We start from the raw sequence: 18,990 nt of genomic DNA, 5'->3' as shown, positions 1-18,990 counted from the left end.
GAGACCATGCCGAAGACGTTCCTCGGGTCGGCGCGCCGGCGCGCGCTCGCCGTCGTCGCCGCTGTTGTCATGCTCGTGACGCTCGGTGCGGTGGCGCCCGCGCTGGCCGCCGCACCCGCCAGGGCCGGGGCGGCCCAGCAGCTCACCCTCGGCTCCGACGTCGACCACGTGCTGGTCGACCCGGTGCCCTGCGCCGTCCAGGGCTTCCAGCTCCGGTTCGGCAACGCGGGCAGCTCCGCGGTGTACGCCGACGCGTTCATCGACGCGCCCGCGCCGCTGACGGTCTCCCGGTCGCTGGTCTCCAGCTACCTGCCGTCCGGCTACACCCTGAAGGTCGAGATCGACGTCAGCGCGCCGCGGACGACCCCGCCCGGCGCGTACACGATCACCGTGCACGCCGGCGACCAGCAGCTGTCGCTGCCGGTCCAGGTCGAGCCCGCGCCGGTGAACGACACCGGCAACCTGGTGCGCTACATGCCGGTCTCCGCGTCCTCGGAGAACCTGCCGCACTACCCGGCCTGCGGCGCGGTGGACGGCGACCGCGACTCCGCCGACTGGGGCACCACCACCGGGTGGAACGACTCCACCAAGGGCAGCTTCCCCGACTGGCTCCAGGTCACCTTCGACGCGCCCGTCTCCGTCGGCCGGGTGGACCTGTACACCCTGGACTCGGCGAAGTACCCCGCCGCGGGCTACGGACTGTCCGCCTGGGACGTGGAACTTCAGGTCGACGGCTCCTGGCAGACCGCCGCCCAGGTACGCGACAACACCGCGGGCGAGGTCAGCTCGACCTTCGCCGCGCAGACCGCGACCGCCCTGCGCATCGTGACCCTGGCCAGCAACGAGGGCGTCACGTACTCACGGATCGTGGAACTGGAGGCGTACGCGTCCTGAGCACGCACGCGGGGGCGGGGCCTGGCGGCCCCGCCCTCTTGCGGTGTCCGGGGTCAGCCCCCGGCCCGGGCCGGCAGCTTCCAGTTCGGCCGCGGGAAGTGGCAGGTGTACCCGTCGGGGTACCGCTGCAGGTAGTCCTGGTGCTCGGGCTCCGCATCCCAGAACGGGCCGGCCGGCTCGACCTCCGTGACCACCTTGCCGGGCCACAGACCGGAGGCGTCCACGTCCGCGATGGTGTCCTCGGCGATCCGCTTCTGCTCGTCGTCCACGTAGTAGATCGCCGAGCGGTAGCTGAGGCCGATGTCGTTGCCCTGGCGGTTCTTCGTGCTGGGGTCGTGGACCTGGAAGAAGAACTCCAGCAGCGCGCGGTAGTCGGTCCGCTCTGGGTCGAAGTGGACCTCGATAGCCTCCGCGTGCGTGCCGTGGTTGCGGTAGGTGGCGTTCGGCACGTCGCCACCGGTGTAGCCGACCCGGGTCGCGGTCACGCCCGGCTGCCGGCGGATCAGGTCCTGCATCCCCCAGAAGCACCCGCCGGCCAGTACGGCCCTCTGCGTCTGCGCGGCCATCTCGGTCCTCCCACTCGTGGTCATCACGTCTGTCCACCGACGTCAACGTTTGCCGGGCCGGCTCGATTCCGTCCAGGGGACGCCGGCCGCGGGAAATGCGCCGGAAGGGTGGACTCGGCGGCGCGTGCGTGCGCCGGGAGCAGGGCGCGCGGCGGCCGGGCGCGACGCTGTGAGCAAATCGCCCAGCTCACCTCTCGGAGCCCCTGATGAAGCGCACCGCCAGGGCGGCCACCTGTGCCGCCGCAGCCCTGTTTGCCGCCGTGCTGACCGGCTGCTCGTCCGGCAGCAGTGCCACCTCGGCCGCCGGTTCGGCGTCGAGCGGCGGTTCCTCCGGGGGCGCCGCCTCGTCCAAGGCGGCCAGCGCGTCCGCCAAGGTGTCCTCCAAGGCGGCCAGCGCCTCCGCCACGGCCAGCGCGGCGATCGCGAAGGGGCAGGCCACCGTCGCCACCAAGACCGAGGGCAAGCTCGGCGCCATCCTGGTCGACGCCAAGGGCCGCACGCTCTACCTGTTCGACGCCGACAAGAAGAAGAACGTCTCCACCTGCACCGGCGCCTGCGCCGCGGCCTGGCCGCCCCTGCTCACCACCAAGGGCGCCGCCAAACCCGGCAAGGGCGCGGACAAGTCGCTGCTCGGCACGGCCAAGCGCTCCGGCGGCGCCACGCAGGTCAGCTACAACGGCCACCCGCTGTACTACTACGTCGGCGACACCAAGGCCGGCCAGACCAACGGGCAGGGCCTCAACCAGTTCGGCGCCCTGTGGTACGTCGTGAACGCCAAGGGCAAGCAGGTCACGAGCTGAGCCGGATGGCGGGCGAGCCCCACGAGAGGCGGCGCGGGCCCGGTGCCCGCGCCGCACTCCTGGCTCTCGGTGTCCTGGTGCCCATCGCGGTCGCCTTCGGGATCTACGCGTTCGGCAAGGAACACACCCCCGACTACAACAGCGGGATCTACGGGCAGCACGGCACCGACGCGGTCGACCTCAAGGCCAGGCTCGGCAGTGCGCTGCTCTGCCTCGTCCTCATCCAGTACGGGCTCGCGCTGTGGATGTTCGGCCGCATCCCCGGGGTGCGGGCCGCGCCGCATCCGGTGCGCACCGGACACCGCGTGCTCGGCTACTTCCTCTTCCTGTTCTCCCTGCCGATCGCGTTCCACTGCCTCGTCACCTACGGCATCGAGACCAGTTCCCCGCGCGTGGCGATCCACTCGTTCACGGGGTGCGCCTTCTACGGGGCGTTCGTGGCGAAGGTGATCGTGGTCCGCAGCAAGCGGCTGCCCGGGTTCCTGCTCCCGGTCATGGGCTCCCTGCTGCTCGTCGGGGTCGCGCTCCTCTGGTACACCGCGCCCTTGTGGGTGCTCAACGGCTACTCGGTCCCCGGCTTCTCCTCGTCGAGCTACGGCGTGGGCTGAAGCGGTTCGAACCGAGCCGGACCGGTCCGCCCGGGCGCGCCGGCGGCGGGCGACGCAGCACCGGGCGCCTCACGCGAGCCGGTTCACCACGGCCGCGAACAGCGCCGGGAAGCGCGCCGCGGCGGGCACGATGCGCGGGGCCGTCCCCGGGTTGCCGCGGGCCCGCAGCAGCAGGGTGGTGAGGGCGCGGTGCCGCCGCGACATCGCGCGCCACGCGCGTTCGTACGCCTCCGGCCGGTCGGACCGCACGCAGCGGACGAGTTCCGCGGCGCCGCGCACCGCGAGGGAGACGCCCTCGCCGGTGAGGGCGTCGACGTAGCCGGCGGCGTCGCCGACGAGCAGGACCCGGCCGGCGGCGCGGGCCCGGACCGGCTGCCGCAGGGGTCCGGCGCCGCGCACCGGGGTCGCAGCGGTGGGCGGCAGGCGGGCCGCGAGCGCGGGGAAGGCGGCGAGGTGGTGGTCGAAGGGCGCGCGGTCGCAGGTGAGGAGGGCGACGCCGACCAGGTCGGGCCCGACGGGCGTGACGTACGCCTCCGCGCGGGCGGACCAGTGCACCTCGACGCAGTCGGTCCACGGCGGCACCGCGAAGTGCCGGCGCAGGCCGTAGCGGGCAGGCGCGGGATCGGGCGGTCCGGACAGGCCCAGGGCGCGCCGGATGGGGGAGTGCAGTCCGTCCGCGGCGGCGAGGTAGCGTGCGGCGAGTCCGGCCGCGGTCACCCCGTCCGGGCCCTGCCGTACCGCGTCGATCCGCAACGGCAGTACGGGCACGCCGAGTTGGGCGACCCGGTGGGCGAGCGCCGCGTGCAGCTCGGTGCGCCGCACCCCCCGCCCGGGCCCGGCCCGGAAGTGCGCCTCGGCCTCGTACCGGGCGTCGACGTAGCGGATGCCGCGCAGCGGGCGCCCGCCGACGGCCACCCCGAGGTCGGCCAGCGCCCGTACGGCAGCGGGCATCAGCCCCTCGCCGCACGCCTTGTCCACCGGACCCGGCCGGGGCTCGGCCACCACCACGTCGAGCCCCGCGCGCGCCGCGTGGATCGCGGTGGCCAGCCCGGCCGGCCCGCCCCCGGCGACCAGCAGGTCGATCACGGCGCGGCCACCGCGACGGGCGGCGCCGCGTCGGGGGCGAGCGCCAGCGCCGCGTTCTCGCAGCGCAGCCGGACCGCGAGCAGTGGCGCGTCGAGCAGCGTGAAGCAGATCGCGGTGATCCAGGCGCCGTGCACCAGCGGCAGCGCCGCGCCCTCGACGACGACCGCGAGGTAGTTGGGGTGGCCCATCCACCGGTACGGTCCGCCGTCCACCAGCGGCAGCCCCGGCACCACGATCACCCGGGTGTTCCAGCGCGGCCCGAGCGTGCGGATGCACCACCAGCGCAACGCCTGTGCGGCCAGGGCGAGTACGAGCATCGGCCAGCCGAGCGCGGGCACGAACGGCCGCCCGCCCCACCCGGTCTCCACCAGGCACCCGGCCAGCAAGGCGGTGTGCAGCAGCACCATCACCGGGTAGTGGCCGCGGCCGTGCTCGACGCCGCCGCGGGCACGGCTCCACGCCGCGTTGCGCCGTGCGGTGGCCAGTTCGGCCAGCCGCTCGGCGGCGACCAGCAGCACCAGCACGGTGTACGCGGTGGACGGGGCGAACGACGTCATCGGCGGCCTACCAACGGAGAAGGACGAGTTCGGAGCTGAAGCCCGGGCCCATCGAGAGCATCAGGCCGGGGGTCCCGGGCAGCGGCAGGCGCCGGTCCAGGGTGTCGCGCAGGATGTGCAGCACGGAGGCGGAGGAGAGGTTGCCGACCTCAGCGAGCGAGCGCCACGTCAACTCCAGGGCGCGCGCGGGCAGATCGAGGGTCTCCCGGACCGCCTCCAGCACCTTCGGGCCGCCCGGGTGGCAGATCCAGCCCGTGACGTCCTCCGGTTTCAGGTCGTGGTCGGTGAGGAACTCCCGTACCTCCGGGCCGAGATGGCGCAGCACCGTGTCCGGCAGGTCGCTGCCCAGGACGATCCGGAAGCCGCTGTCGGCGATGTCCCAGCCGAGCAGGCGTTCGGTGTCCGGGTAGAGGTGGCTGCGGGTCGCCACCGTTTCGGGGCCCCGCTCGGGGCCCCGCGCCCGCGCCGCCGGGTGCTCCCGGCCGACCGCCACCAGCGCGGCCGCGCCGTCGCCGAAGAGGGAACTCGCCACCACGTTCGCGATGGACGGGTCACCGCGTTGCACCGTCAGCGAGCACAACTCCACGCAGAGCAGCACCGCCACGCCGTGCGGGTGCCCTTCGAGGTAGTCGTGCACCCGGGCGAGCCCCGCGGCTCCCGCGACGCAGCCCAGCCCGAAGATCGGGACGCGCTTGACGTGCGCGGGCAGCCCCCACCGGGCGGCCAGCCGCGCTTCGATCGACGGCACGGCCAGGCCCGTCACCGACGTCGACACCACCAACTCCACGTCGGCGGCGGCGATGTCCGCGCGGTGCAGGGCGCCCCTGACGGCTTCCTGCGCCAACTCCGTCGCCGCGCTCACGTAAGCGGCGTTCGCCTCGCCGAACCCGCCCAACGTGCCGTACCGCTCCAACGGCATCGCCAGGTACCTGCACTTCACCGTGGACGCCGCGTGGATACGGTCCAGCACGCCCCGGCCCTCCGGGCCCACCGCTCCCATCTCCACGAGGGCATCCCTGATTTCGTGCTGCGGGTACCGGTACGGCGGCAGCACCGCGTGGACGCCCACGATTCGGCTCATTGCCTCAGCATAGGAAGGACGGCGTCAAATCCGTCCAAACGTGGCCGTATCAACCCGCCGGGCTGCCCCGTTCTGCCGTTCCGGAACCTGGCGGCCGGTGCGGGGCCGGGCGCGCGGTTCTCCCGCGGAGGTCGGGAGCCGTGGTGACGGCGAGCCGTCACGGCGTACGGGAGCCCCGCCGCCTAGCGTGGTGGGGTGGCGGTCGACGCGGGTGCGGGTACGGGCGGGGTGGCGTGGGGGCTGGTGAAGGCGTCGCATCCGGAGCCGACCGTGGCGGTGACGGTGCTGGTGACGGCGCTCGCCGGGGCGTCGGGGCGGGGTGCGGGCGGCTGCGGGCTGGTCGCGGCCGCGGTGCTGAGCGGTCAGGCGTCGGTGGGCTGGTGCAACGACGTCGTGGACGTCGAACGGGACCGGGCGGCGGGCCGCACGGACAAGCCGCTGGCGGCGGGGGCGCCGACACGCGGCATGGCCGCGGCCGCGGCCGCGGGGGCGCTCGCCGTGTGCGTCGTGGCCTCGCTGGCCTGCGGGCTGGCGGCCGGCGCCGCGCACCTGACCGGGGTCGCGGCGGCATGGGCGTACAACCTGGGCGTGAAGCGCACCGCGCTGTCGTGGCTGCCGTACGCCGTCGGGTTCGGGCTGCTGCCCGCGTTCGTGACGCTGGGCCTGCCCGGGCACCCGGTCCCGCCGGGCTGGGCGGTCGCGGCGGGCGCGCTGCTCGGCGTCGGCGCCCACGTCACGAACGTGCTGCCGGACATCGACGCGGACCTGGCCGCGGGCGTGCGCGGCCTGCCGCAGCGGATCGGGCGGCGCCGCAGCCGCCTGCTCGCCCCGGTGCCGCTGCTGGCCGCGGCCGCGGTCCTCGTCTTCGGCCCGCCGGGGCCGGTCGGTCGCGCCGGGTGGGCGGCGCTCGCCGTGACCGGCGTGCTGGCGGTCGCCACGGTCCGCACCGCGGGCGCGGGCCGGCACAGCCGGCTGCCGTTCCTCACCACCTTGGCGATGGCGGTCACCGCCGTCACGCTGCTCCTCCTGCACGGCGACGCGCTGGCCTGACCGTACGAGCGGCGCGGGCCGCCCCCGCCGCCCGTACGGCCTCGCCGGTCAGGACGCCCGCAGCACCTGCGCCACGATCGGCCCCGCGGAGGTGTTGCCGAACCCGGCGTCGTGGACGACCGCGGCCACCGCCACGCCGCCCGCGTACGCGGTGAACCAGCCGTTGGTGGCGGCCTGGCCGTCGACCTCGGCCGAGCCGGTCTTCGCGCCCGAGTCGGAGCCGAAGCCGCTCATGACGCCGGTGGCGGTGCCGTTCGTGATGGCCGCGCGCATCAGCTGCCGCAGGTCGCCCGACACCCGGGAACCGACGCCGGCCGCGGAGATCCGGCCGTCGATCATGCTCGCGGCCACGATCCGCGGCTCGTGGAAGCTGCCGGTGGCCGCCGTGGCGGCGACCGACGCCATGATCATCGGGTTCGCCACCACCTTGCCCTGCCCGATCATCTCGGAGGTCAGCTCGTCGGGCCCGCTGCCGTCGGGGAAGCTCGGCTGGTCGTCCGGGGTGGCGGTGCCGATGTTCCACGGCTTGGTGAGCCCGAACTGGGCGGCGGTGTCCCGCAGTCCGGTGGCGCCGAGCGCGGGCGCCTGCGTGATGAAGCCGGTGTTGCAGGAGTTCGCGAAGTCCCAGCGCAGATCGGCGTTCGCGTTCTGCAGGCTCGGCGAGTCGTTCTTGTACATCCGGCCGTTGGCCACGTTGTCCGTGCTCTTGCACGGGGCGGACGAGCCGGGCCCCATGCCGCGTTCGAGCAGCGCGGCGGACGTGACGATCTTCATCGTGGAGCCGGGGGCGTCCGCGCCCTGGAGCGCGATGTCGGTGCCGCTCGGGTCGCTGTTGGCGACCGCCAGGATGGTGCCGTCGTAGATGTTCAGCGCGGTGACCCCGGCGCCGTTCTTGCTCTTCACCGCCTTCTCCGCGGCGGCCTGCACATCCGCGTCCAGCGTCGTCGGGAGCTTCTTGTTCCGGCCCTTGCGCAGCACCTTCAGCACCTTCCCGGCAGACCCGTCGCTGTGCTGCACGTAGGTCTCGATGCCCGCGGTGCCGCCCTTGACCTGGTCGCCGTGGCGGGACTTGAGGTCCTCGATGATCCGGGCCAGCGACGGGTAGCTCTTGCCGGTGAGCACCTTTCCGTGCCGGTCGGTGACATCGATCCCGGGCGACTTCGCGGTCCCGGTGACCACCGAGTCACCGTCCGCCAGCGCCGGGTTGAGCACGGAGGGCTTCCACGTGACGGCCACGTCGCCGGCGGAGTCGCGGTCCACGGTGAGCGCCGAGGCGTACGTCCAGGTGGACGTGATGCCGTCGTACGACAGGCGCGCGGTGACCGTGAACGACGCGCCGCCGGACGCACCGGTGGTCGGGGCGATGCCGCTGATCGCCACCGACGTGACGTGTCCCTGCTGGTGGAAGTCGGTGAGGTCGGTCGTCGCGGCGTCCGCCGCGTCCGTGGCGGCCGCCGCCTTCGCGGTCTGACCGGCGGCCCACGCGGTCAGGAACCTGTGCGCGGTGTCCGCGACCTGCTGGGCCGACGGCGGCTTCGGGGCCGACGTCGGGTCCGTGTTCGCCACGGTGCGCGTGCCCCCGCCGCCCCCCGAGCCGTCCAGCGCCGTGTACATGTTGTAGGCGCCGTAGCCGGCCACGCCGAACATCCCGGCGCAGACGGCGCCGATGATGCCTATCTTCACTCCTCTTGCAACGGGCACGGCCCGATCCCCCCTCGTGTGTGGACACCCCCGCGCGGAACGTTCCTGCGCGGTACAAGCGTATTGCGCGAGCGCGCCGCGCCCGCCCCTCCCGGGCACCTGCGTTCCGCCGGTCGCGGGACCACCTGCCGGCGGGTGGCGGCGCTGTTTTCGGCTCCCTTCGGTCTACGCGCCGCCGGCGTGGAAGAACTCCCAGTGGTGGCCGTCGAGATCGAAGAAGGCCCGGGTGTACATGGGGCTGTTCTCGTTGGTCTCCTCGGCGGTCCGGCCGCCGCCCGCGAGGGCCGCCTCGGCGATCCGGTCGACGTCCTGCCGGGTGTCGAGGAGGAGCGCGACGATCGCCTCACTGGAGGTCGCGGTGTCGGTGACGGCCTTGCCGGTGAACGTCCGGAAGTAGGGCTCGGTCAGCAGCATCGCGTAGATGTCGTCGCTGATGACCATGCACGCGGCCTTGTCGTCGGTGAAGTCCGGGTTGAAGGTGAAGCCGAGGCCGGTGAAGAAGCCCATCGACCGGGAGAGGTCCTTGACCGGGAGGTTGACGAAGATCTTGGTGGACATGGGGCCTGCTTCCAGGGTGCGGAGCGGGTGTACGCGTGCGGCCGGGTGCCGTACACCGGGGTAGACCGCTCCGGTCGGCGGAACTCATCGACGCGACGGGCGAAGGCTCTCCGGAAGGCCCTCCGCGCCGCCGTCCCGGGAACTCGGCGCAGCCGCCCCGGAAGCTCAGGGGCGCCCCGCGAGCAGCGTGTCCAGGACCCGGCCGAAGACCATCCGCCCCGCGAGGGACGTCACCGGGTCGAAGAGAGCGCCCGGCAGCCCGCGTACGCGCAGGTCCTCGCGCCAGCACACCCGGGAGCCGGCGCGGGTGGTGCCGGCCGCCGGCCCCACCTCGATCTCGGCCCAGCCGACGACCACCCGCCCGGTCTTCACCAGCCGGCACCGCCCGTGCCCGTCGCCCCCTGGCGGCTGCCACACCTCGACCCGCATCGGGTCGGCGAAACCGGCCCGGCCGACCCCGGTACGCGCCACGAACGCGGTGCCGACCCCCGACGGCGGCGGGGTCAGCACCTCGATACGGGTCAGCGGCACCGTGGCGGAGTGCCGTTCCCACGTGGTGAGCCGCCGCCACGCCTCGGCCGGCGGCAGGGCGGTGGTGCGCTCGATGACGAAGAGGGCCACCCGGCCAGCGTAGGCCGCGCCCTCATCCGCGGCGCGGGCTCACCACGCCGACGGGCGGTAGTCCTTGAGGAAGCAGCCGTACAGGTCCTCGCCCTGCTCGCCGCGCACCACCGGGTCGTAGACGCGGGCGGCGCCGTCGACCAGGTCGAGCGGGGCGTGGAAGCCCTCGGCGGCGAGCCGGACCTTGTCGGGGTGCGGCCGCTCGTCGGTGATCCAGCCGGTGTCCACGGCGGTCATGAGGATGCCGTCGGCGTCCAGCATCTCCTGCGCGCTGGTGCGGGTGAGCATGTTGAGCGCGGCCTTGGCCATGTTGGTGTGCGGGTGGCCGGGGCCCTTGTAGCCGCGGCTGAACTGCCCTTCCATGGCGGAGACGTTGACCACGTACTTGCGCCGGGCGGTGGCCGCCGCCATCGCCGGGCGCAGCCGGCTGATCAGCACGAACGGCGCGGTGACGTTGCACAGTTGGACTTCGAGCAGCTCGATCGGGTCGACCTCGCCGACGGTCTGCACCCAGGTGTTGGTGGGGTCGAGGTCCGGTACGAGGCCGCCGGCGTCGATCGCGGTGCCCGCCTCGATCCGGGCGAGCGAGGCGGAGCCGCTGACCAGGGCGAGGCCGGTGACCTCGTCGGGGGTGAGCAGTTCGCCGCGCGGCGAGGGCAGCGCGGCCGCGGTCCGCGCACCCGAGCCGAACTCGCCGAACACCTCGGCGGCGGGCAGCTCGCCCGCGGGCAGCGGCGCGGACTCCGCGGCGACCAGTTCGCTGTAGGCGCGCGGGGAGCGGCGTACGGTCTGGGCCGCGTTGTTGATGAGGATGTCCAGCGGGCCCGCGGCGGCCACCGAGTCGGCGAGCGCGACCACCTGGGCGGGGTCGCGCAGGTCGATGCCGACGACCTTGAGCCGGTGCAGCCAGTCGGCGCTGTCCGGCATCGCCTTGAAGCGGCGGATCGCGTCGTTCGGGAAGCGGGTGGTGATGGTGGTGTGGGCGCCGTCGCGCAGCAGCCGCAGCGCGATGTACATGCCGATCTTGGCGCGGCCACCGGTGAGCAGGGCGCGCCGCCCGGTCAGGTCGGTGCGGGCGTCGCGGCGGGCCCGGTTCTCGGCCGCGCACGGCGGGCACAGCTGGTGGTAGAACGCGTCGACCTCGACGTAGCGGGTCTTGCAGACGTAGCAGGAGCGGGGCCGCTCCAGGATGCCGGCGATCTCGGTGGTCACGGAGGTGCTGAGCTGGATGCCGAGCGTCTCGTCGTCGATCCGGTCGGCGGCGCCGGTGGCGGTGGCCTCGGTGACGGCCTTGTCGTTGGCGGTCTTGGCGGCCCGGCGCTCCTGGCGGCGGCGCTGCTTCACCGTGCGGTAGATCCCGGCGGTGGCCCGGCGTACGGCGACGGCGTCGGGGTGGTCGACGGGGAGGTCGTCCAGCTCGGCGAGCACGGCGAGGCACTGGGCGAGGCGGGCCGGGTCGATACCGGGGGCCTGCGGGGGTTCGGCAGCGTAGGGGTCGGTGCCCGAGGCCGCGCCCTGGGCCGGGAACTGCTCCAGACCCCGGAACCGGTCCGGGTCCGGGGTCTGGTCCAGGTCCTGTGTGGTCGCCGTCATGAAACCGCTGCTCTCCGTGTGATCCCCGTGGGTGCCGGGCCCCGCGTTCCCCGCCCGGTCATGGGGCGAACTTTACGTTTGCGGTGCGGGCAGCTCCAAACCCGTTCTCGGCGCACGCACCGCGCGGGCGCCGCGGCGTACCCGCGTACGTCACCGGAGCCGGGCCGGCCCGCCCGGAACCCGAGGCCCGAGGCCCGGCGGTATCCTCGGGGCGTTTGCATGATCACGTCGCACGAGCGCGCCACGTGATCACCGCCGGCCGCCCGTGGAGGTCCGTTGAGCCCCGCCGACCCGTTCGACCTCCCGCACGACGCGCTGTTCGGGGTGCACAACCTGCCGTACGGCGTCTTCAGCACGGCCGGCGACCCCCGGCGGCGGCTCGGGGTCCGCTACGGGGAGCACGTACTCGACGCGGGTGCGGCCGCCCGCGCCACCGGTGCGCCCGCCGACCTCGCGGAGCTGCTGGCCGCGCCGTCGCTGAACCCGCTGCTGGCCGCGGGCCGGCCGGCCTGGACGCGGGTACGGGCCGCGGTCACCGCGTGGCTGACCGAGCAGCGGCACCGCGCCGCCGTGGCGCCCTGCCTGGTCCCGCTCCCGGACACGGTCCCGTACCTGCCGTTCGAGGTCGCGGACTACGCCGACTTCTACGCCTCGGAGCACCACGCCTCCAACGTCGGCCGGATCTTCCGCCCGGGCGCCGACGCGCTGCCGCCGAACTGGAAGTACATGCCGATCGGCTACCACGGCCGGGCAGGCACCGTGGTGGTCTCCGGCACCGACGTCGTACGGCCCTGCGGGCAGCGCCGCGAGCCCGGCGAGCAGGTGCCCTCCTACGGGCCCTCGCTGCGGCTGGACATCGAGGCCGAGGTGGGCTTCGTGGTCGGCGCGCCCTCCGCGCAGGGCGAGCGGGTCGCGCTCGCCGACGCCGACGACCACGTCTTCGGCCTGTGCCTGCTCAACGACTGGTCGGCGCGGGACATCCAGGCGTGGGAGTACGTCCCGCTCGGCCCCATGCTCGGGAAGTCCTTCGCCACGTCCGTCTCCGCGTGGGTGACGCCGCTCGACGCGCTGCACCACGCCCGTACCTCCCCGCCGCCGCGTGCCCCCCGCCCGCCGGCCTACCTCGACGACGGCGCCGCGCGGCCGTCGGCCCTCGACATCGCGATCGAGGTACGGCTGAACGGGCATCTCGTCGCGCGGCCGCCGTTCGCCACGATGTACTGGACCTACCCGCAGATGGTGGCGCACCTCACGGTGAACGGGGCGAGCCTGCGGACCGGGGACCTCTTCGGGTCGGGCACCGTCAGCGGACCCGAGCGCGACACCCGCGGGGCGCTCATCGAGCTCACCTGGAACGGGGAGGAGCCGCTGCGCCTCCCCGACGGCTCCCAGCGGTCCTTCCTCCACGACGGCGACGAGGTCGTCCTCTCCGCGACCGCCCCCGGCCCGGCCGGCACCCGCCTCGCCCTCGCCGAAGTCCGCACCCGCATCGTCCCTCCCCTCCCCTGACCCCCGCGCCGCCACCAGCGCGGGCCGCACCTCACGGTCGAGACGCCGCGTCAGTTGCCTGAGGTCCGAGGCGAGCCGCGTCAGATCCTCCGGCGCGAGATCGGTGAGCCAACTCTCCCCGCACCCACGCACATTGACCACCGGCAGGCAGGCCTCAGGCGGTTCACGGTGTGCAGTCCAGCGTGGAGGAAAGGACCTCCTCCTCCAGGGCCCCGGCACCCTGGCGGGTGACTGCGGAGACGGGCAACGTGCGCCCGGCGAAGGACCTGCAGTGATGAACGTCGGCGACGCAGACCGCCGGCATTTCCTCGGGCACGTTGTGCGCGCTGGGGTCGCCCTCGGCCCAGTGAGGGAGGTGAGCTTCGACGGTGCGCCCGGCAACGCTGGCGATGGTCCACCGTCCCCCTGGGCCGCGGGAAACGGTGCGAGCGACCACCCCAGCGGCAGGTGGTCCCGTGAGCGGCGGGGCGGGGCGGCCCGGGGGTCAGGGGACCCTGGGGGGAGCGGTGCTGTCGCGGAGGACGAGTTCGCCGGCCACTTCGACGCGGGTGGTCTCGGGGACCTGGCCCGCGAGGAGTTGGAGGACCATGCGGGTGGCGACCGCGGCCATCTCCGGCAGCGGGGTGCGCACGGTGGTGAGCCGCGGGGTGACCCAGTCCGCGAAGTCGAGGTCGTCGAAGCCGACCACGCTGAGGTCGGCCGGCACGCGCAGCCCGAGGCGGTCGGCGGCGCGGTAGGTGCTGAGCGCCTGCTGGTCGCTGCCGGCGAAGATCGCGGTGGGGCGGTCCGGGAGGCGCAGCAGGTCGAGCGCGTGCTCGTACGCGGGCCCGTGCGAGAAGTCGCCGTAGCGGACCAGTTCGGGGTCGAAGGGCAGCCCGCCCTCGTCGAGCGCGGAGCGGTACCCGTCGACGCGGGCGCGCGAGGCGAGCCGGTCCGGGGGCCCGCCGATCACCGCGATCCTGCGGTGCCCCAGCCGGACCAGGTGCCGGGTGGCCGCGAGCCCGCCGGGCCAGTTGGTCGCCCCCACCCAGGGCACGCCGGGCGGCGGCTCCTCCGCGGGCGCGATCAGCGCGAACGGCAGCCCCAGCCGCCCCAGTTCGACCCGCTGCGCGTCCGTCAGCCCGGGCACGACGAGGATCGCGCCGCGGGTCGGCCGGTTGGCCAGTGCCTCCAGCCAGTTCCGGGCCTGCCCGCTCTCGCTCTCGTGCGCCGCCGACACCACCAGGCCCATGCCGACCGCGTGCAGCGCCTCCTCGGCTCCGCGCACCAGCTGGACCGCCCAGGGACCGTCCAGTTCCCCGATCACGAAGTCGATCAGCCCGCCGGCCGCCAGCGCGGTCGGTACGGCCCGCCCGCGCGGCGCGGTTCCGTACCCGTGCTGCTCCAGCAGCCGCTGCACCCGGGCCCGGGTGCGCGAGGCGACGTCCGAGCGCCCGTGCAGCACCTTCGACACCGTGGACACGGACACGCCCGCCTCGGCGGCCACCCGCGCCAGCCCGCCGGCGCCGCCTTCGCCGCCCGCGCCGCCTGCCTCCTCGGGTTCCGTGTCCCGCGCCATAGATCCCGTGCCCTTCGCCCGCCGCCTCGCCGTACCTGCCTGTCGGAGCAGTATCGCGAACCCGGCGCGGCGGCGGGCCCGCGGCACTCCCGGCGAACCCCGGCGGCCCGGGCGGCGTTGTCCTACCGTGGAAGGGCGGCACGGCAGCGGACCGGACGGGACGGGGTGGAACGGGTGGAAGCGGAACTCACCGCTCTCGCGGCTTCGGGGGCGACCTCGCTGGTGGGGCTGATGGTCTCCGACGCCTGGGGGCAGGTCCGCGGTCGGCTGGCCGCCTTCTTCGCCCGGGGCGGCGACGGCGGTACGGTCGGCGGCCAACTGGATTCCTCGCGGGCGGAGTTGGTGGCCGCTCAGCAGGCCGGGGACGCCGACACGGCGGCGGACGTGGCCGACGAGTGGCGCGCCCGGCTGCGGCGCGTCCTGCGCGCCGACCCCGCGGCGGCGGCCGAACTGCGGGCGCTGCTGGACGAGTTCGGATCGCCGGCCGGGAGCGGTTCGATCAGCGTGGTGCACAACACGTTCAGCGGCACCGCGTACAACAGTCCGGTCATCCAGGCCCGGGACGTCAACAACTCTTCCATCGGCGGCGCTTGGCCGACGCCCCCGGTGCACCCGACGCCCCCGGCGGCGCCGTCGGAGTGAGCCGGCCTCACCCGACCATTTCGGCCCGCCCGCTCACAGCGTGTGGTATCGGCCGTCGTGATAGAGCAGCGGGCGCTGCCGGACGCCGACATGGGCGCGGGTCACCCGGCCGATCACCAGTCGGTGGTCGCCCGCCGGGACCCGCGCCTCGATGTCGACCAGCAGCCAGTTGGACACGTCGTCGAGTACGGGTTCGGCGCCCGGAAGCGTGCTGAACCGGGTCGGCGCGGCGAACCGGTCGATGCCGCTGGTCGCGAACCGCCGGGCCAGGTGCTCGTGTTCTGCGGCCAGGAAGTGCACCACGGCGGTCGCGCTGTCCCGCAGGTGCGGCCAGCTCGACGCGGTTCCCGAGATGCCGAAGGAGAGCAGCGCGGGGTCGAGGGAGAGGGAGGCCACCGAGGTCGCGGTGAAGCCCGCGGGCCGGCCGGCCCCGGGCACGGTGACCACCACCACTCCGGCCGGATGGCCACGGAAGGCGGTCCTGAACTGCTCGGGTATCGAGGGCACTTCGGCGGCGCCCGGGGCGGTGTCGGAGGCGGTGTCGGCAACGGTCTCGGCGGTCATGCTTCTCCCAGGGTCACGGGTTGCTCGGAATGCTCGGGTCGGGCCGGGGTCGGGTCGGGCCGGTCGGGTCACCGTTCGGAGTGCGGACATATCGCTGCAAGGTTGCTGAAACCGCAGGTTGATACGCTCGCGAGATGGCCGACGTACTGGACATCGCCGCTCTGCGCACCTTCACGTCCATAGCCGACTGCGGCGGCTTCCACCGCGCGGCCGCGGCGATCGGGATGTCCCAGTCCGCGGTGAGCCAGCACGTGCGGCGGCTGGAGAAGGCGGTGGGGCGGCCGCTGGTCGAACGCGCAGGCCGCGTCACGCGGTTCACCCCGTCCGGTGAGACGCTGCTCGCCGAGGCACGGAAGATCCTCGCCGCCCACGACGAGGCGCTGGTCCGGCTCGGCCGCGGCGGCAACGGCGCCGGCACCCTCGTGGTCGGCTCCACCGAGCACGCCGCCGACCGCATCCTGCCCGCGATCACCGGCGTGCTCAAGGAGCACTACCCCAGCCGCGGCGTACGGTTCCGGCTGGACCGCAGCGCCCAGCTCAACGACGGCCTGGACCGCGGCGGCATCGACGTGGCCGTCTTCATCGGCGATGCCCGCGGCAGCGACAGCGTCCCGGCCGGCGCGCTTCCGCTGTCGTGGTTCTCCGCCCCGAACTGGCGGATGCCGGCGCCCGGCACGCCCATCCCGGTGGTCGTCATCGACCATCCCTGTACGATCCGCCGCCGCGCGCTGGACACCCTCGCCGAGCACGACCTGTCGTCGGCGGTCGTCGTGGAGGCGGCCTACCTCGCGGGCGTGATGAACGCGATCCGCGGCGGCCTCGGCGTCGGCCTGCTCGCCGATGTCGGCCCGCCCCCGGAAGGGCTCCAGCGGCGTGACGACCTGCCGCCGGTGCCGCCCGAGATGCTGCACCTGCGCACCCGGGCCGACGCCCCGCCGTGGCTGGCCGGGACCACCGCCGGCGCGGTCCGCGACCTGCTGGCCCACCGCGTCTGACCGCCCTCCGTCGGGGCTGTTCATTGGCTCTCCTCCATCCGATCGGGCTGCCTTGCCGCGCAGTTCCTCCCTTGAGGCTTTGCCTGGGAGGCACCTTCAGCGCCCCTGGTCGGCTGCACCTCTTGCGCGGCGAGCGGCCACGGACACGGGGCGCGGGGAACTGCGCGAGAACCGCCCACCGTCAGGTGGTCCCGGAACCGACAGCACCCACCACCCCGGGGGACCGGGCCACCCCGTCACGCGGCGACGGGTGTACCCCGGTGCGCGAGTTCCTGGCGGACCAGGGGCAGGACGTACCGTGCGTAGTCGATCGCGTCGTTGAGCGGGTCGTACCCGCGGATCGACAGCAGCTCGCACCCGATGTCGACGTAGTCCAGCAGCGCCTTGGCCACCGTCTCGTAGCTGCCGACCAGTGCCGTGGAACTGCCCGCCGCGTTGGTCGCGGTGACCAGCGGCGTCCACAGCGCGCGGTCGTGCAGCTCGCCGCGCGCGGCGACGTCGAGCAGCCGCTGCGAGCCGACGTTCGCGGGGCGGCCGTCCCCGGGGGCGGGGTAGCGCGCGCCCTTCGGGGTCGCCGCCACCGTCTCCTTGACCTGGCCGAGGATGCGGTGCGCCTTCTCCCAGGCGAGTTCGTCGGTGGCGGCCACGATCGGGCGGAACGAGACCCAGATCCGCGGGTGCGGGCGGCCCGCCGCGTCGGCCACGGCGTTGACGGCGGCGATCTGCTCGGCGGTCTCCTTGAGCGGCTCGCCCCACAGCCCGAAGATGTCGCCCTGCCGCCCGCCGACCTCGTACGCCTCCCGTGAGGAGCCGCCGACCGAGATGGGGATGGCGTCCTGGTACGGCTTGATGTCCGTGGCGAACCCCTCGAACCGGTAGTACTCTCCCGCGTGGCTGATCGGCCCGGTCGCCGCCCACACCTGGCGCAGCACCCGGATGAACTCCTCGGAGCGGGCGTACCGCTGGACCTTGGTGAGGTAGTCGCCCTCGCGGGCCTGCTCCGTGTCGTTGCCGCCGGAGATGATGTGCAGGCCGAGCCGGCCCTTGCCGATCCGGTCGATGGTGGCGAGCGCCTTGGCGACCCGGGTGGGGAAGACGAAGCCGGGACGGTGCGCGAGCATCGGCTTGACCCGCTCGGAGTTGTTCACGACGAACTGGGCGATCTGCTCGGCGTCGACGCCGGCGGAGCTGTAGGCGACCAGCGTCCAGTCGAAACCGCCGTCGTCCAGGGCCCGTACGAAACGGCGGGTGTAGTCGACGTCGAAGCCGGCGTGCCGGCCGCCGGCGGTGGCCTCGGTGGTGTTGGTGGTGTGCGTGGCGCTGATGAACTCGACGGGCATGGGCCTGGGCTCCGATCAGTTGGCGGGGGTCGCGGAGGCGGACGAGGTCGCGGACGGGTTCGCGTTCGGGTTCGGGTTCGCGGAAGTGCTCGCGGTGGGCGTCGTGGCAGTCGTGGCAGTCGTGGGCGCGAGGGCGTGCGGGAACGCGGAGGTGTCGACGGTGCCCGCCACCTTCACGTCGGTGGGGAGCGAGCCGATGGTGTGCATCAGGTCCGATACGGCCTGCACCTTGGCGGTGACGGCGGGGGAGACCGGCACCAGGGAGTCGGCGCCCTGCCCCACCACGGTCTTCGCCACGTCCAGGGGCACGCCGTTCTTCCGCGCGAAGACCTGGGCGTACTGGTCGCGGTGGGTGGCGGCCCACGCGTACGCCTCGGCGAGCCGGCCGAGGAAGTCGGCGATGGCCGCCTTGCGGGCCGGATCGGTCAGCGACGACTGCGCGGCCGAGATGAAGCCGATCCCGCTGGTACGGCCGTCCCGACCGTCCACCACGATCTTCGCGCCCTTCTGCACGGCGATGTCCTGGTAGATGCCGAACGTCGCCCAGTTGCCGATCTTCTTGGCGTTGAACGCGGCCTGCGCGGCGGTCGGCAGCAGGTACTGCACGTGGACGTCGGAGTACTTCAGGCCCGCGTCGGTGAGCGCCTTCGCCAGCAGGTACTCGGCGATGCTGCCCTTGGCCGAGGAGATCACGACGTCCTTGCCCTTGAGGTCCTGGACCGTCCGTACCGCGGAACCGGGCTGGGTGAGGATCGCGGTGCCGGAGCCGTCGGCCGACGAGGCGGCCACCAGCTTGATCTTCAGGCCGCCGCTGACCGCCTGGAGCGTGGGCAGGTCCGCGGCGCTGCCGGTGTCGACCTGGCCGCTCTGCATCGCCTGGAACAGCGGCGCCGCGCCCTGGAACTCGGCCCACTTCACCTTGTACGGGGTGTTCTTGAGGGTGCCGGCCGCGTTGAGCAGGGTCTGGAGTCCGTTGGCCTGGTCGCCGAGCGTCAAGGTCACGCCGGACAGGTCGGTGCCGCCGGACGCGGCCTTGACGTGGGTGTCCGTCTTCTTCGCGTCGCCGCAGGCCGCGAGGAGCGTGAGGCTGAGCGTGACGGCGGCGGCCGCGGCGAGGAGCCGCGGAAGGGGGCGGGGCATGGCTGTCCTCGGGGTTCGTGGAGCGCGGGATACGGGTACGGCGTGCCGCGGGTTCGGGGTGCCGATTTCGGGTGTCGAGCGGGAGCGGGCAGGGCGGTTCGGCGTACGCCGGTCGGAGTACGGGAGT

General features: G+C 74.0%; 19 protein-coding genes. 7 read left to right on the top strand and 12 right to left on the bottom strand.

The window, feature by feature from the left end; translation table 11 throughout:
• Positions 1-6 precede the first annotated feature (6 nt).
• Positions 7-894 carry a discoidin domain-containing protein gene (locus OG370_RS08670; protein ID WP_328462255.1) on the top strand — a complete coding sequence of 296 codons (888 nt, stop codon included), beginning with the start codon at positions 7-9 and terminating at the stop codon, positions 892-894.
• Between the two features lie 53 nt (positions 895-947).
• Here the strand turns inward: OG370_RS08670 and msrA are convergent, their stop codons facing one another.
• Positions 948-1,460 (bottom strand): peptide-methionine (S)-S-oxide reductase MsrA, encoded by a 513-nt coding sequence (gene msrA, locus OG370_RS08665; RefSeq protein ID WP_328462253.1) that lies wholly within the window; start codon positions 1,458-1,460, stop codon positions 948-950.
• Between the two features lie 206 nt (positions 1,461-1,666).
• Here msrA and OG370_RS08660 point away from each other — a divergent pair, with 206 nt between their 5' ends.
• Positions 1,667-2,260, top strand: a complete 594-nt coding sequence (locus tag OG370_RS08660; protein WP_328462251.1) for a COG4315 family predicted lipoprotein — start codon at positions 1,667-1,669, stop codon at positions 2,258-2,260.
• A 5-nt stretch (positions 2,261-2,265) separates the two neighbouring features.
• Positions 2,266-2,868 (top strand): DUF6529 family protein, encoded by a 603-nt coding sequence (locus OG370_RS08655; RefSeq protein ID WP_328462249.1) that lies wholly within the window; start codon positions 2,266-2,268, stop codon positions 2,866-2,868.
• Between the two features lie 69 nt (positions 2,869-2,937).
• On the opposite strand, the gene OG370_RS08650 is transcribed toward OG370_RS08655, so the two are convergent.
• The 3 genes from OG370_RS08650 to OG370_RS08640 are packed head-to-tail and all read right to left on the bottom strand — an operon-like array spanning position 2,938 to position 5,592.
• Entirely contained in the window at positions 2,938-3,954 is a 1,017-nt protein-coding gene (locus tag OG370_RS08650) for an NAD(P)/FAD-dependent oxidoreductase (RefSeq protein ID WP_328462247.1), read from the bottom strand.
• Positions 3,951-4,511 carry an isoprenylcysteine carboxyl methyltransferase family protein gene (locus OG370_RS08645; protein ID WP_328462245.1) on the bottom strand — a complete coding sequence of 187 codons (561 nt, stop codon included), beginning with the start codon at positions 4,509-4,511 and terminating at the stop codon, positions 3,951-3,953. Before OG370_RS08645 ends, OG370_RS08650 begins: the two co-directional genes overlap by 4 nt.
• Before the next feature lie 7 nt (positions 4,512-4,518).
• A complete protein-coding gene (locus tag OG370_RS08640; protein ID WP_328462243.1) occupies positions 4,519-5,592 on the bottom strand; it encodes a type III polyketide synthase in 1,074 nt (357 codons plus the stop codon).
• Between the two features lie 195 nt (positions 5,593-5,787).
• On the opposite strand from OG370_RS08640, the gene OG370_RS08635 reads away from it, so the two are divergent.
• Positions 5,788-6,642 (top strand): UbiA family prenyltransferase, encoded by an 855-nt coding sequence (locus OG370_RS08635; protein ID WP_328462241.1) that lies wholly within the window; start codon positions 5,788-5,790, stop codon positions 6,640-6,642.
• Positions 6,643-6,690: 48 nt separating this feature from the next.
• Here the strand turns inward: OG370_RS08635 and OG370_RS08630 are convergent, their stop codons facing one another.
• The 4 genes from OG370_RS08630 to OG370_RS08615 form a co-directional block, all read right to left on the bottom strand.
• Entirely contained in the window at positions 6,691-8,325 is a 1,635-nt protein-coding gene (locus OG370_RS08630; protein WP_328462239.1) for a penicillin-binding transpeptidase domain-containing protein, read from the bottom strand.
• Positions 8,326-8,508: 183 nt separating this feature from the next.
• Positions 8,509-8,901 (bottom strand): VOC family protein, encoded by a 393-nt coding sequence (locus OG370_RS08625; RefSeq protein WP_328462237.1) that lies wholly within the window; start codon positions 8,899-8,901, stop codon positions 8,509-8,511.
• A gap of 165 nt (positions 8,902-9,066) precedes the next feature.
• The gene (locus tag OG370_RS08620; RefSeq protein WP_328462235.1) at positions 9,067-9,522 is read right to left on the bottom strand and encodes an SRPBCC family protein; all 456 of its coding nucleotides are present in this window, start codon (positions 9,520-9,522) and stop codon (positions 9,067-9,069) included.
• A 39-nt stretch (positions 9,523-9,561) separates the two neighbouring features.
• Entirely contained in the window at positions 9,562-11,115 is a 1,554-nt protein-coding gene (locus tag OG370_RS08615; protein ID WP_328462233.1) for an SDR family NAD(P)-dependent oxidoreductase, read from the bottom strand.
• 276 nt (positions 11,116-11,391) lie between these two features.
• On the opposite strand from OG370_RS08615, the gene fahA reads away from it, so the two are divergent.
• Positions 11,392-12,624: a fumarylacetoacetase gene (gene fahA, locus OG370_RS08610; RefSeq protein ID WP_328462231.1), complete on the top strand. Its 1,233-nt coding sequence runs from the start codon at positions 11,392-11,394 to the stop codon at positions 12,622-12,624.
• Between the two features lie 484 nt (positions 12,625-13,108).
• Here the strand turns inward: fahA and OG370_RS08605 are convergent, their stop codons facing one another.
• Positions 13,109-14,182, bottom strand: coding sequence for a LacI family DNA-binding transcriptional regulator (locus OG370_RS08605; RefSeq protein WP_328462229.1), 1,074 nt, complete (start codon positions 14,180-14,182; stop codon positions 13,109-13,111).
• 174 nt (positions 14,183-14,356) lie between these two features.
• Between OG370_RS08605 and OG370_RS08600 the strand changes: the two genes are divergently transcribed.
• Positions 14,357-14,824, top strand: coding sequence for a hypothetical protein (locus tag OG370_RS08600; RefSeq protein ID WP_328462227.1), 468 nt, complete (start codon positions 14,357-14,359; stop codon positions 14,822-14,824).
• Between the two features lie 33 nt (positions 14,825-14,857).
• Here OG370_RS08600 and OG370_RS08595 read toward each other — a convergent pair whose 3' ends face one another.
• Positions 14,858-15,388, bottom strand: coding sequence for a flavin reductase family protein (locus OG370_RS08595; protein ID WP_328462225.1), 531 nt, complete (start codon positions 15,386-15,388; stop codon positions 14,858-14,860).
• A gap of 134 nt (positions 15,389-15,522) precedes the next feature.
• Here OG370_RS08595 and OG370_RS08590 point away from each other — a divergent pair, with 134 nt between their 5' ends.
• Positions 15,523-16,383, top strand: a complete 861-nt coding sequence (locus OG370_RS08590) for a LysR family transcriptional regulator (RefSeq protein ID WP_328462223.1) — start codon at positions 15,523-15,525, stop codon at positions 16,381-16,383.
• Positions 16,384-16,619: 236 nt separating this feature from the next.
• Here the strand turns inward: OG370_RS08590 and OG370_RS08585 are convergent, their stop codons facing one another.
• On the bottom strand, positions 16,620-17,723 hold the full coding sequence (locus tag OG370_RS08585) for an LLM class flavin-dependent oxidoreductase (RefSeq protein ID WP_328462221.1): 1,104 nt from the start codon (positions 17,721-17,723) through the stop codon (positions 16,620-16,622).
• A 15-nt stretch (positions 17,724-17,738) separates the two neighbouring features.
• Entirely contained in the window at positions 17,739-18,863 is a 1,125-nt protein-coding gene (locus OG370_RS08580) for an ABC transporter substrate-binding protein (protein WP_328462219.1), read from the bottom strand.
• Between the last annotated feature and the right edge of the window lie 127 nt (positions 18,864-18,990).

Source organism: Streptomyces sp. NBC_00448, from assembly GCF_036014115.1.
Classification (GTDB): Bacteria; Actinomycetota; Actinomycetes; order Streptomycetales; family Streptomycetaceae; genus Actinacidiphila.
The sequence above is the reverse complement of the archived record's forward strand: the minus strand, read 5'-3'. Positions and strand labels throughout refer to the sequence as shown.

Bases quoted from the DNA above. Each gene is read 5' to 3' on its own strand.
- OG370_RS08670 (WP_328462255.1), top strand. From the start codon at position 7: ATGCCGAAGACGTTCCTCGGGTCGGCGCGCCGGCGCGCGCTCGCCGTC.
- OG370_RS08615 (WP_328462233.1), bottom strand. From the start codon at position 11,115: ATGACGGCGACCACACAGGACCTGGACCAGACCCCGGACCCGGACCGG.
- OG370_RS08660 (WP_328462251.1), top strand. From the start codon at position 1,667: ATGAAGCGCACCGCCAGGGCGGCCACCTGTGCCGCCGCAGCCCTGTTT.
- OG370_RS08645 (WP_328462245.1), bottom strand. From the start codon at position 4,511: ATGACGTCGTTCGCCCCGTCCACCGCGTACACCGTGCTGGTGCTGCTG.
- OG370_RS08595 (WP_328462225.1), bottom strand. From the start codon at position 15,388: ATGACCGCCGAGACCGTTGCCGACACCGCCTCCGACACCGCCCCGGGC.
- OG370_RS08605 (WP_328462229.1), bottom strand. From the start codon at position 14,182: ATGGCGCGGGACACGGAACCCGAGGAGGCAGGCGGCGCGGGCGGCGAA.
- OG370_RS08655 (WP_328462249.1), top strand. From the start codon at position 2,266: ATGGCGGGCGAGCCCCACGAGAGGCGGCGCGGGCCCGGTGCCCGCGCC.
- msrA (WP_328462253.1), bottom strand. From the start codon at position 1,460: ATGGCCGCGCAGACGCAGAGGGCCGTACTGGCCGGCGGGTGCTTCTGG.
- OG370_RS08625 (WP_328462237.1), bottom strand. From the start codon at position 8,901: ATGTCCACCAAGATCTTCGTCAACCTCCCGGTCAAGGACCTCTCCCGG.
- OG370_RS08590 (WP_328462223.1), top strand. From the start codon at position 15,523: ATGGCCGACGTACTGGACATCGCCGCTCTGCGCACCTTCACGTCCATA.
- OG370_RS08640 (WP_328462243.1), bottom strand. From the start codon at position 5,592: ATGAGCCGAATCGTGGGCGTCCACGCGGTGCTGCCGCCGTACCGGTAC.
- OG370_RS08585 (WP_328462221.1), bottom strand. From the start codon at position 17,723: ATGCCCGTCGAGTTCATCAGCGCCACGCACACCACCAACACCACCGAG.
- OG370_RS08580 (WP_328462219.1), bottom strand. From the start codon at position 18,863: ATGCCCCGCCCCCTTCCGCGGCTCCTCGCCGCGGCCGCCGCCGTCACG.